A 12,675-nucleotide genomic window follows, 5' to 3' on the forward strand; every position below is an offset into this window, starting at 1 on the left:
TACTTTATTTATTCGTAATCAAGTAATTTTTAAAAGCATCATAACTGGCTGACATAGGCACAGCCTGTTTTTCACCATGTTCTAAATGATCTGCTCCTGCTGGCAACCTAACTTCCTTAAAAAGCGATGCTGGAATCGCATCTGGAAATTTACACGGATGGGCGGTAGAAAGCAGCACAGACGCATATGTTCCCGGGTGTTCAGCGCGGTGCGCTTTTGCGGCCAAATACGCGATAGCCGTATGCGGACAAGCCACATATGCGTATTGATCATACATTTCCTGCACACCTGCTAAAGTTTCTTCGTCGTTGTAGGTATAGGTATGAATTAAGTTTTGCAAAGTCGGCAAATCGTGATCAAACAAATCTTGAATCCGAACCCAATTACTTGGATCGCCAACATCCATGGCATTCGCCAACGTTTGTACCGATGGTTTTGGTTCGTACTTGCCAGACGTCAAGAAGCGCGGCACGGTATCATTTGCATTGGTCGCCGCCACGAAATTCTTCACTGGTAAACCCATTTTATAAGCGAGCAATCCAGCGCCGATATTGCCGTAATTACCACTTGGCACCGTAAAAACGACTTCCGATATACCTTGTATACGCAGTTGCGCGTAGGCCCAGAAATAATAAAAAGTTTGTGGAATCAAACGAGAAATATTGATAGAATTGGCGGAGGTAAGTCGCAATTGTTGATTGACTTCTGGATCATTGAATGCTTGCTTTACTAATGCTTGGCAATCGTCGAATGTGCCATCCACTTCAATGGCGCGAATGTTCTGTCCGTTGGTAGTCAGTTGCTGTTCCTGCACTTTAGAAACTTTACCTTTTGGATATAGAATCGTAACGCGCGTGCCCGGCACACCGAGAAAACCTAATGCCACGGCACCACCGGTATCGCCCGAAGTCGCCACCAATACATCCAACAGCTGATCATCTTCTTGGGAGAAATATCCCATGATACGACTCATAAACCGTGCGCCAAAATCTTTGAATGCATAAGATGGTCCATGAAAAAGTTCGAGTACGCCCATTTCGCTATCCAAAAAATGAATAGGTGCATCAAAGTTGATGGCATCTGCTACGATATCTTTTAATGCCGCTGCCGGAATATCATCGCCTACATAGAGTTTGGCAATTTCTAGCGCAATTTCCTGCAGGGAATATTGCGTGATGTTTTTGATAAAAAGTGGATCCAACTTCGGAATCTCTTCGGGCATATACAATCCCTTATCCGCTGGTAACGAATGGAAAACTGCATTTTTAAAATCAGTGCGTAATGCTTTATTATTGGTACTGTAAAATTTCATCTTGCGTGGCGTGTTTAATCTAACAATCTTGGACCTTGTGTATTAACGGCAGAAACATAGGTATTGCTATCTATTTCCTGCTGATCAAGGTGTTTTTTAATTTCTTGGGTAATAGTTTGAGCCACTTCTTCGCTTTGCGTAATAGCTACCACGGAAGGACCGGATCCCGAAATACCAAAGCTCAATGCGCCATGCGACAAAGCAATTTCTTTCATCTCGGCAAATTGTGGAATCAAGATCGCGCGCACCGGCTCGATGATCACATCTTGCATACTACGACCGATCAATGCGAAGTCATTGCGATACAAACCGGCGATTAAACCGGCCACATTTCCCCATTGCACCACGGCATCTTTAAGCGCAACGCGGTCTTTGATTAATTGGCGCGCATCTCTAGTCGGTACATCCACATGTGGAAATACGATTCCGGCATACATGCCGTCTGGCACAGGCAGCGCCACAATATCTAATGGCTCATAGGAGCGTACTAATGTTATCCCGCCCATCAAAGCGGGCGCTACGTTATCGGCATGTCCATGTCCGCAGGCTAGTCTTTCACCCTCGATACAATAAGGCAATAATTCTTCTTTTGTTAATGGATTTCCCAATAAGGCATTGATCGCAAAAACGCCAGCCACGGTGCTCGCCGAACTAGAACCTAAGCCACTTCCGATCGGCATGTGCTTCACCAATTCGATCTCAATTCCGAATTCATCAGCAAGCCCTAGGTCTTCCAAAACTTTCATTGCGCAAGCGCTTACTGTATTTTGATCTGGATCTGACGGAAGCCGACCATCGTCGCCTTTGATCGACGTAATGCGTACGCCTAGCTGTTCCACTTTGGTCATCGTTACCTCGTCGCCTGGTGCATCCACCGCAAATCCCAGAATATCAAATCCACAGATCATATTGGCTACGGTCGCTGGCGCGAACACGCGTACCTGCTCTCGGATATTTTCCATATTTATTCGCTGATCTATCATGAAGTCAGCACTTTTATCATCATTCATATTGTTTCTTCTAGATTACTCGTTTGGTTTTTTAATTATTATGCACCAATGTTCACTAAGTCTGAAAATACGCCTGCGGCGGTTACCTCAGCACCAGCACCAGGCCCTTTCACCACTAATGGACGCACTTTGTATCGTTCTGTGGTAAAGGATATGACATTGTCACTACCTGATAGGGAGTAAAACGGATGATCGGCACCGACCATTTCCAGCTCGATAAACACTTTACCATCAGCCAGCTTACCGATATAACGCAACACTTTATTTTCGGCGGCAGCCTGATCGCGTAAATCATTAAAATAAGCGTCTGACTTTTGAAGCTCGGCATAGAAATCGGGCACTGAAGTCGCTGCTAAACAAGATGCTGGGAGGATATTGCCTAACACCACGTCTTCCGGTTCGATTTCATGTCCGGCATCGCGAGCGAGGATCAACATTTTACGCATAAAATCCACACCGCCCAAATCATCCCGCGGATCTGGCTCAGTATAGCCCAATTCCTGCGCTTGCTTGACCACATCGTAGAAGGAAACGCCTTCTACAAAATTGTTGAAGATGTAGGAAATCGTTCCCGAGAGAATCGCCTCTATTTTTAACAGTCGGTCGCCGCTCATCATCAAATCTTTGAGCACGCGTACAATTGGCAAGCCAGCTCCCACATTGGTCTCATAGTAGAAATCTACACCAAAACGACGTGCGGTATCGCGCAATAGCTTGTAATTGGCGAACGAACCAGAGTTCGCAATCTTATTACAGGTAACGATCGAAATGCTAGATTTAAAAATCTCCTCGTAATAGGTAGAAGGCAAGGCGCTGGCTGTGTTATCGATAAATACACAGTTCGGCAAGTTGAACAGCTTCATGCGTTCTACAAAAACAGCTAGGTCAGATACTTCGCCTTGCGCTTCTAAGGCGGATTCCCAATCAGCAAGATCAATCCCCGACACATCAAAATGCATTTTTCTGGAATTGGCGATGCCCACTACCTTAATATCAATGTCATTATGCTCTACCAGAAAATCGTGTTGCTCGCGCAATTGCTGGTACAAAGTTGCACCGATATTGCCTGTTCCGAGGCTAAATACATGCAGTGTTTTATTCAACGTAGCAAAAAAGGAATCGTGCACTGCATTCAATGCTTTACCCAAATTTTCCTTATCGATGATCACGGAGATATTCAACTCGGAAGATCCTTGCGCGATCGCGCGAACATTGATTCCGTTGCGCGCCAAGGCCTGAAACAGCTTGCCCGACATACCCGGCGTGCGTTTCATATTTTCACCCACGATGGCTAAAACCGATAATCCAGACTCCGGCTCGGGCAAGATCAGTTTTCCAGCTCCGATCTCCAGTTCAAATTCTTGATAGATTAATTGCTGTGCTTTTTGCGTGTCTTGCGGACTCACAGCAAAAGTGATGCTATGCTCAGAAGAAGACTGCGTAATTAAGATCACGTTGATCTGCTCGCGCGCCAATAAGCTAAATAGTCGACCACTAAAACCAGTACGACCAATCATGCCGCTACCAATCATATTGATCACCGAGATGTCGCCAATAGACGAAATACCTTTGATCGGGTACGGTGATTTCTCGCTTTCGAACTGAATAACTGTTCCCGCAAAATCTGGGTTGAAGGTATTGCGTATCACGATCGGTATTTTTTTGGTGAAAGCCGGCAACATCGTTGGTGGGTAAATCACCTTGGCACCAAAATAAGAAAGCTCCATCGCTTCCGTATAGGATAGCGTAGATAAAGGAAAGGCTTTGGACACAATGCGTGGATCTGCTGTCAGCATACCATCTACGTCGGTCCAGATCTCAATCCGCTCGGCATCTAGCGCCGCACCGAAAATCGCTGCTGTATAATCTGAACCGCCTCTTCCTAATGTGGTGACACGGCCAGCATCATTCGAACCAATAAATCCCGTCACAAAAAGTAGTTTATCGGCGTGTGTGTAATTCAATGCCTGAATCAATGGTATCGTACGTTCTTGATCTACGTTAGCCTGTCCAAAATTTGAATCGGTCTTGATGTACGACGAAGCATCTATAAACGAAACATGGGGGATTTCCTGCTCCATGATCTTGGATACCATATAGCTTGAACAGCGTTCTCCGTAGGATATCAACAAATCCTTACTCTGTAAACTCAACTCCTGCAATACAGCTACACCTTGTAGCAGGGCATCGATTTCATTAAACAAAAGTTTTAGTCGTGTGAATACTGGATTTTGGAATTTGACTGGAATCAAATTTTTCACCACATCAAAATGTTTGGCTTCCATCTCGGCAAGTCCTGCTTCAAACGAATTTCCAGCGGCAGCATCTTCGGCCATCGCTTGTAAGGTATTGGTAATGCCAGACATGGCCGACAATACCACGATAGGTTGTTCTCCACTTTCGTAAGACTTCTTGATAATCGCTAGTACGGATCGGATACTTTCTACCGAACCCACTGATGTGCCGCCAAATTTCAAAACTTTCATATAATAATTGCGATAAATAACACCATAAAAAAAAGCCTTCCTCTTTGCGGAGGAAGGCTTTGTATAATTAAGTACGTTGAGTCGCTACCATACAAAAACTTCCTCCGGCGAACTAATCCCGGTGGTAATAATTGTAATAATAGTGATCGATGATTGCATGTCAAATAAAATTCTTACAACAAATAAAGGATATTATTTTAAATAATCCAAACATTTTGTCGAAAATTAAACAATTACTCAATAGAGAGCTTAAAGGCTAATTCTTTTTAGCGAGATGAGGGGGTAACTACCTGTTTGGAAGAAATATCATAGAAATGAAATAATTTCTCTTGCAACTCGCGTATCTATACATTACATTTGTGATAAATACATAGAGAGCTAGGGGATTTACACCTAGTAATCCATTTATTCATCAGCGAAAACGCGATTTAATGAAAACAAAGAAACTAGTAGCAGCAATGCTTTTCATAGGCTTATGTCTAGTGTCGCAGGCACAAACAACACAAACAAAATCCTCTGACCCTGATAATCTGGCGAAAGAGTACTTTTCACAAATTATGGGCGTTGCTGTTAACGCTACTACCAATACCAAACTTTATCAATTTGTTTACGAGTGGATCGGCACACCTTATAGACTAGGTGGAGATTCCAAGCGTGGTATTGATTGCTCTAAGTTTTCGTTGGCTGTGTATGAAAATGTATTCAACACCACCATTGGTTATAACAGTCGCAATCAGTATGCCAATGTGACGACTGTACAAAAAAATGACCTTCAAGCGGGTGATTTAGTATTCTTCAAAATCCGCAGCAAAAGCATAACACATGTGGGTGTTTATTTGGGAGATAATCAGTTTGCACACGCATCTTCTAGTAAAGGAGTGATGGTGAGTAATCTGGATGAAGCTTATTGGCGTCGTTATTACTTTAGTGGCGGACGCCCTAAAGTAGATCAAGATCGTGTGATGATGGCCAACATCGGAAGCGACGAAGATGATAACCTGAACTAATCCATTCTCCGTAGGAGTTTTACGATATTTTAAGTCTGAATGTACATCACATTCAGACTTTTTTATTTGAAAGATTTGCTATTTTTATAGCATTCAATACCATTACACTATGTCGGCAACGAAAACCCTAATTTTAAATAAAGAACAGATTCATCAAAAGTCTAAACGTATCGCTTATCAGATCATCGAAGATAATTTTGATGAAACAGATATCGTGCTTGTAGGGATTGCCGATAGAGGTTATGTATTTGCACAACGTTTGCAAAAATTGTTGCAGGAGATCGCTCCGCAGATCAATATCGAGCTGATGCGCGTAACCATCGACAAATTGAAACGACAGCTGGATGCCAGCGCCGATCAAGATCTGACCATCGCACAAGATAAAGTAATCGTGTTGGTAGATGATGTATTAAATAGTGGCCGAACTTTGGCTTACGGTTTAGGACTATTCTTAAACATCCCTTTAAAGAAAATGCGTACAGCAGTACTGATAGACCGCAGCCACCACTCCTTCCCTATTTTCAGTGATTACTATGGCTTAAAGCTTTCCACTATTTTGAAAGAGCATGTGGAGGTAGAATTTGAAGAACATGATGGTGTGGCTTCAGATGCCGCTTACCTCGCTTAATCGCATTAGATTCTTCCTTTCACTTGAGCAACTTTGATCTTCTGACCGATAGACAGGTGGTTATTTTTGATATTGTTATCGGCTTTTAGTTGTGCGATCGTCGCTCCTTTGTAGCGAGATGCAATCCCGGTCAACGTATCTCCCTTTTTGACCGTATGTACGACATAAGCGGTCTGTTTCACCGGTGCTACCGTTGCTTTTGCTTTGCTCACATTTGAAGCCAATTTCGTGTCGACACGCTGAGCTTCTTCTTTTTCAATCCATAAAGTTTTGCCAACGGTGACACTTTTGGAAGAAAGGTCATTCCATGCTAACAGTTCTGACACAGTCACATCATGCTTTCTGGCAATTGTGGCCAATGTTTCGCCCGCCTTCACCGTATAATGTACTCCAGCCAACTTTTTATCCATCATTGGATTAGTTTGCTGATGAAGTGCTACGTAAAGAAGTGAATCATTAGCACCTTCTAGCATGGGCACGATGAGTCTTTTAGGTTGTTCTACCGTACCGTTCACCTGCTTTCGTTTAAAAGCTGGGTTATAGGCTTGCATTACCTCCAAAGAACAATCTACCGCTTGAGCCAATTGATTTAAGTCTACTTGTCGATCCACCATCAACACACGATATGGAGATTGTAGATCAGTAGCCTGTGCAACTAGCTGATGTGATTCTGCATGCTTCAAGACATAGGAAATGGCAATATATTTAGGGATGTAATTACGCGTTTCTTGCGGCAAATAAGGAGACAATTCCCAGAAGGTCGGCGCGTGCATACCAGAGCGTTGTATGGCACGTCTTACACAACCACGACCACAATTGTACGATGCTAAAGCCAACAACCAATCATTGAATTCATCATAAGCTTCGGTTAGGTATTTAGAGACGGCATACGTACTGAGATACACATCTTTGCGTTCGTCTACATAACCATCCATCGCTAGGTTATAACCTTTTGCCGTACCATAGATAAACTGCCAAGGGCCTAAAGCGCCAGAAGAAGACAAAGTGTGCGGATTCAGCGATGACTCTACCACCGATAAATATTTGACTTCGTCGGGCACGTGAGTTTCTTCAAAAATCTGCTCGTATATCGGGAAATAATATTCGCTCAAACCCAATAATTTCTCCATATAAGGTTTGTAATTTCTGGAAATGTACTTGTCTAGATAGGCTTTAACCAGATGATTATATTCTAATGGAATGGTTTTTTGCATCCGTTGGATACGCTGCCCTATCAGCACATCATCGTAGGAGAAGTCGACCTGCGCACCATGTGCTTCTTTGATGGAATCGAGCTGCAATACGACAGATTCTCGCTCCTGTTCAAATTGCTTTTGTATCGACTGCTGCAATGGCTGTCGCAATACATTTCTTGCTCTTTTTTGTGCTGTGGTCGTTTGGAAGACCATCACCAACATCAATAGTAATAAGCTTGTCTTATTGTCCATTATACATGGGTGTGATTACATAAAATGGGCGTTGACCTGATGCCTTACATGCCAACACTATAAATACAAAAAGCCAAAAAGTTCTGCTAGCGATTGGCTAGCAGAACTTTTTGGCCGTTATCTATTCAAGATCCGATTATCTTGGATCGTTGATCGAGTCATTTCTTCTGGTATGTGTTGTATCAGTATCCTCAGCGGTAGGCTCCTCACGTTGCCCCTCTTTAAATTCCTTTACACCTCTACCCAATCCACGCATCAATTCAGGAATTTTCTTACCTCCAAAAAGAAGTAGAACGATGACGACAATAATGATAATTTCTTGCGTTCCTATAAACGCTAAATGTGCTGTATTCATAATATCTGTTCCTAATTATCCCATAACACTGAACTCAAATGTAGTCACTATCAGGGAATAATACTAATATTTCAATTATTTTGTTACTATTATATTAATTCCTAACGCGCCAACCATCCGGAAGGATCTTGTGGATTTTGCCCTTGGTACACGCCAAAGTTAAGTACCGGGAAGCCACGGTCTGGATCATCGTCTACTGTACCGATGGTTTGACCTCGAGATATTTTCTCTCCACGACGCACCGAATGCGACTTTAAGTTAGAATACGTGGTAAAGAATTCACCATGTCGTATCACGATCAACCCTGGCAGTGCTTGTGCCACTTCGCCATCGAAAACAGCACGAACTGATGCATTTGATCCTGTGCGAATACCGACATCTAAATCATCTACTGTAACACCGCGCTCTACGGTCTTGCGCCCGAAAGCACTGATGATATTTCCTTGTGCTACTGGCCATGGAAGGCGACCACGATTCGACTTAAAGTCGGCTGATAGACGTGTGGCTTCTGGCGTGCTGTTCAACACATTAGAACCTGTTTTTTCGGCAATTTTCTTCTCGGCTTCTACCACTGTGGTACCCGATCGTTTGGCTTCTTCTTCCGCTAGTTTGCGTCGGCGCTCTTCTTCCAAGCGTTTTGCGGCAGCTACTTCACGCGCAATGGCATTACGGATAGCAGCATCTAGTCGTTTTTTCTCTTGTTGCTTGCTTGTCAATTGGCTCTGGAAACCGCGTTCTTCGCGCACTAATTTGCTTAATTCTTGCTGGTGATTGGCTCTATCTTTAGAGATGACATCGCGCTCCGCACGTTGCTCTGCCAATAACTTGGCCTGAGTTTGTTTGTCTACTTCTAATTGAGCAAGTTTAAGTTGTATCTGTTTTTGTGTTCCTTCGATTTCAGCAGCCTTGATCTTTCTAGCATCATTGAACTGCTGCAAATACTTTACCCGCTTGAAACCTTGATTGAAATCTCGCGATGCGAAGATGAACATCATCTTGTTATAGGCATTCTTATTACGAAAAGCGAACAAGATCATTTTCTTATAATCTTGGCGCATCTTTTCCAGTTCGGCTTCGAGTGCTGCTACTTCCCGTGTATTTTTAGTGATCTGATTACTGATGATTTGCAACTCTTTATTGATCGTTCCGATTTTATCTTCGCGCAAATTCAACTGCTTGCTCAATGCAGTTACTTCATTTTGGGAAAGCAACTTCTCTTGCAATTTGGCACGTAATCCTTTCTGTATCGTCGCGATTTCAGCATCGATTCTTTCTCTTTGCTTCTTCAGCTCAGCACTGCTTTGTCCGAAGGACAAACCCACTGCAAAACACACGAAAGCTATACTGAAGATTATTTTTTTGATCATAAGAGTTACCGGAACTAGCTATCCAATCATTTGTAAAGAGGCAAAATTAACGATATTAATCAGTTAAGCTGACACGGGGATAGGTCTTTTTTTGACATTTTACGAAATTTAACAGAACATCCGCATTTGAAAGTCTAAAAAGGCATATCCAACTTTTCATTGAATTGTACACGGTTGTATTGTAAATCTGCTTTAACCTGCAAACCTTCTCCCTGCACGTTCAGGATAAAGCGCTGTGGAAATACGTGCCCATCGAATGAGCCATATTGATCGTACGACGCGTCCAAGATTTGACCTAATTGCTTGTCTTCTATTTTGGTGGCATAAGGTCGATTTTGTGGATTCATACCGTATTGGAATGTCACATTGTTCTTCGATCCTACAATGATGACGTCATCGCCGCTACTAGCAACCTGAACCTGTGATGAGCGCAAAAGTTCAGGCGAAAGATTTCCTACCAAAATATCTTGCAATGCCTTAAAAGTCAATCCGGGATTGACGTAGTTATATACATAAGAGAATGGGCGCGTAATTAATTCCTTTTTCGGATACTTCGTCTGTATCTTGATACTATCTGGCGTGATTAATACACGTGCTACTTCAATATTTAGTAAGGCCGTAACGGATATCCAAATGGCTTTATCTCGCTCTATTCGAATGTGGGTGGTCGCATCGTGGCTATTTTTATCCATCGTCACCTTGGCCTTTGCTCTGCCAGAGAATGTAAAATAATCGAGATTGCTCATCTCAAATGTCTTGATGGAGTTATCCGTAGCGACATCTGCTGTCGGCACTTCTGCTCCTTTTGCCGTCTTCCGGCGAGATGAACAGGACGACGCGAAAACCACAACAGCAAGCAACGCGCAAATGTATTTAGTCAATAAACTTCTTCTCACGGATCTTTTCTTTTAATTTATCTACATCTACAGACTTGTCTTCATGGGCTAGGTTTAATGCTTTCTGCCATTGTGCAACCGCATTTTTCGTTTTGCCTAGTTTAGCTAGAATATCGCCATGATGCTCTAGCAAGACAGCAGAAGGCTTTTCGCCTTTCATCGCTTTTTCAATCCAGACCTGTGCTTCTTGGTAATTTCCTTGCTGAAATAATACCCAAGCATAGGTATCCATAAACGTATTGGAAGTTGGCTCTAGCTCAGTGGCTTGCTTAGCATATGCAGCAGCTTGATCCAAATTTTCTTTGCGAATTGACCAGTAATAAGCCAAGTTATTTAAAGCAGATGCATTCGTGCTATCCAACGCAATAGCTTCCTGATAAGCGGCATCAGACACCTTTATCATATCTAGAGAGTGGTACAAATCGCCTAGCGAGCCGTAGATCATCGATTTAACATAATCATTTTCATTGGCACTATTATCCAAGGCTGCTTCTAAATATTCACGTGCTGCAGTCGTATCGTTATTCATGAAATAAGCAACTCCAGTAAAGTAAAACAAGATCGCATTATCCGGAAAATGGATCAAAGCTTCTTGCCCGTGCATAATACTTTCGCTGAGTTGATTGGCCGCCATCTCCACATTCATCAATTTCCTCCACGTATCTGCCTGCCGTGGATTGATACCCAACGAGGTCAGATACAATGATTTGGCCTCCGCCAAATTTTGACTTTGCCAAAGGATGTCTGCCTTAAAATTATAGTTCTCTGCTATGCGGGGGTATTTCAACACCAGCATATTCGCCAAATCTTGTTTTTGCGGCAAGGTCAACATATCTGGACTAGCTGCGATCTGCGTCATCACGCGGTGTTTTTCGGGATAAGGAATGCTTTCCGAACGAAAAGCTTCTTGCAGTGCCGCATATGCTCGCTGCGGCTTTTTCTGATTATTATAAATATCAGCTAAGTCAAAATATAGAAAATCATTCTTCGTAAAAGTCAAACCGTCTTCCAACACTTGGATAGATTGTTTTCCTTGCCCCAGGTTATTGTTTACGAAAGCCAATGTACCATACACCTCGCGTATCGGTGAACGTTCGTGATACCATTTCTGTAATAAGGTGCGTGCTTCTTTCAGCTTACCCATATCAATCAACACTTCGGCTTTTACCACATCTAGCGTATCCGAATCACCAATTGCTTCAATCGCTTCGTCATATACAGCCAATGCTTCTTCGGATTTATCGGATGCATGCAGCATCAACATCTTTTCGCGCAGGATCACCGGATTGTTCGGATAATACTGTAAAAGCTCATTGAGCGTACGCACGATCGCCTCGCCATCTCCCATCGTTTTGTAAATACCAAGTAGGTGATTATTGTAGGTGAGATCTTTGGGTTTGAGACGAATAGCTTGTTGGGCAAATGGCAAGCTGCCTTCTACATCGCCCATTTGCGCATACAATAAGGACTTCGCGTAATATGCTTCCGAGTATTCGGGATATTCCTGAATAAGGTTATCCAATAACTCAGCACCCTCGTTTACCTGTCCTGCTTGCAGTAATTGTTGGAATTCGATCAATTTCTGCTGATAAGCAGAATCTGGCGTTGCTTGTTGTGCCTCTGATTTGGTCAAAATCGTGCATACGAACAGGACTGATAACAGAAGAATCCGTTGAAAAGAATTTGAAAACATATATGGATTGAACTTGAACTAATATTATTGGAATCTTATTTATTAAATTATCCTAAAGATAGTTTAAACAAAAGTAAAATAATAAAGTTCTAAACAGCATCTCGTTTTTTGGTTTAGCAAAAAATTAACAAATGACCGAAAAAACGGCAAATACAACTATCCTGTCCTGAGCAGAATCACATCGGACGTGGCATTAGAAAAATTGGTTGCTGCGCAGCAATTAGTACAACAACCAATTTACCCTTATTCTTCTTGTGTGTACTCACCAATTAGCGCATAATAACCAAATACTAGGAGTCCGAGCACAATCAGAGGCAATAGCACAAACAAAATAATAATTCCAAAAACGAGGCCATCTTGCGTACCCGACACGAATTTTGGCCAGCCAAAAGTGACTAGAAAATAGCCCATGCCCACAGCCAAAAGAATCCAAACTATTCCTAAAAATCTTTTTATCGCATTCATATTAATTT

11 protein-coding genes are annotated in these 12,675 nt (G+C 42.6%); 2 read left to right on the forward strand and 9 right to left on the reverse strand.

Annotated features, from left to right (window positions below; translation table 11 throughout):
* Positions 1-4: 4 nt before the first annotated feature.
* The 3 genes from thrC to thrA form a co-directional block, all read right to left on the reverse strand.
* Positions 5-1,312 (reverse strand): threonine synthase, encoded by a 1,308-nt coding sequence (thrC, locus tag GKO22_RS11525; RefSeq protein ID WP_166335188.1) that lies wholly within the window; start codon positions 1,310-1,312, stop codon positions 5-7.
* A gap of 14 nt (positions 1,313-1,326) precedes the next feature.
* Positions 1,327-2,274 carry a homoserine kinase gene (locus GKO22_RS11530; RefSeq protein ID WP_240920278.1) on the reverse strand — a complete coding sequence of 316 codons (948 nt, stop codon included), beginning with the start codon at positions 2,272-2,274 and terminating at the stop codon, positions 1,327-1,329.
* An 86-nt stretch (positions 2,275-2,360) separates the two neighbouring features.
* The gene (gene thrA / locus GKO22_RS11535; protein WP_166335190.1) at positions 2,361-4,808 is read right to left on the reverse strand and encodes a bifunctional aspartate kinase/homoserine dehydrogenase I; all 2,448 of its coding nucleotides are present in this window, start codon (positions 4,806-4,808) and stop codon (positions 2,361-2,363) included.
* Between the two features lie 431 nt (positions 4,809-5,239).
* Here thrA and GKO22_RS11540 point away from each other — a divergent pair, with 431 nt between their 5' ends.
* Both GKO22_RS11540 and GKO22_RS11545 read left to right on the forward strand, forming a co-directional pair.
* Positions 5,240-5,815: a C40 family peptidase gene (locus GKO22_RS11540; RefSeq protein WP_116774211.1), complete on the forward strand. Its 576-nt coding sequence runs from the start codon at positions 5,240-5,242 to the stop codon at positions 5,813-5,815.
* A gap of 109 nt (positions 5,816-5,924) precedes the next feature.
* On the forward strand, positions 5,925-6,443 hold the full coding sequence (locus GKO22_RS11545; RefSeq protein ID WP_166335191.1) for a phosphoribosyltransferase family protein: 519 nt from the start codon (positions 5,925-5,927) through the stop codon (positions 6,441-6,443).
* Positions 6,444-6,448: 5 nt separating this feature from the next.
* Here GKO22_RS11545 and GKO22_RS11550 read toward each other — a convergent pair whose 3' ends face one another.
* The 6 genes from GKO22_RS11550 to GKO22_RS11575 all read right to left on the reverse strand — a co-directional run bounded on the left by GKO22_RS11550 (position 6,449) and on the right by GKO22_RS11575 (position 12,667).
* Positions 6,449-7,891 carry a lytic transglycosylase domain-containing protein gene (locus GKO22_RS11550; RefSeq protein ID WP_166335193.1) on the reverse strand — a complete coding sequence of 481 codons (1,443 nt, stop codon included), beginning with the start codon at positions 7,889-7,891 and terminating at the stop codon, positions 6,449-6,451.
* A 136-nt stretch (positions 7,892-8,027) separates the two neighbouring features.
* Entirely contained in the window at positions 8,028-8,246 is a 219-nt protein-coding gene (locus GKO22_RS11555; RefSeq protein ID WP_166335195.1) for a twin-arginine translocase TatA/TatE family subunit, read from the reverse strand.
* A gap of 101 nt (positions 8,247-8,347) precedes the next feature.
* Complete coding sequence (locus GKO22_RS11560) at positions 8,348-9,613, reverse strand: murein hydrolase activator EnvC family protein (protein WP_166335197.1); 1,266 nt, start codon at positions 9,611-9,613, stop codon at positions 8,348-8,350.
* Positions 9,614-9,747: 134 nt separating this feature from the next.
* Complete coding sequence (locus GKO22_RS11565) at positions 9,748-10,509, reverse strand: DUF4292 domain-containing protein (RefSeq protein ID WP_166335199.1); 762 nt, start codon at positions 10,507-10,509, stop codon at positions 9,748-9,750.
* Complete coding sequence (locus tag GKO22_RS11570; protein WP_166335201.1) at positions 10,487-12,142, reverse strand: tetratricopeptide repeat protein; 1,656 nt, start codon at positions 12,140-12,142, stop codon at positions 10,487-10,489. Before GKO22_RS11570 ends, GKO22_RS11565 begins: the two co-directional genes overlap by 23 nt.
* 303 nt (positions 12,143-12,445) lie before the next feature.
* Positions 12,446-12,667, reverse strand: a complete 222-nt coding sequence (locus tag GKO22_RS11575; protein WP_166335203.1) for a DUF6814 family protein — start codon at positions 12,665-12,667, stop codon at positions 12,446-12,448.
* Between the last annotated feature and the right edge of the window lie 8 nt (positions 12,668-12,675).

Source organism: Sphingobacterium chungjuense (genome assembly GCF_011316935.1).
Lineage (GTDB): Bacteria > Bacteroidota > Bacteroidia > Sphingobacteriales > Sphingobacteriaceae > Sphingobacterium > Sphingobacterium chungjuense.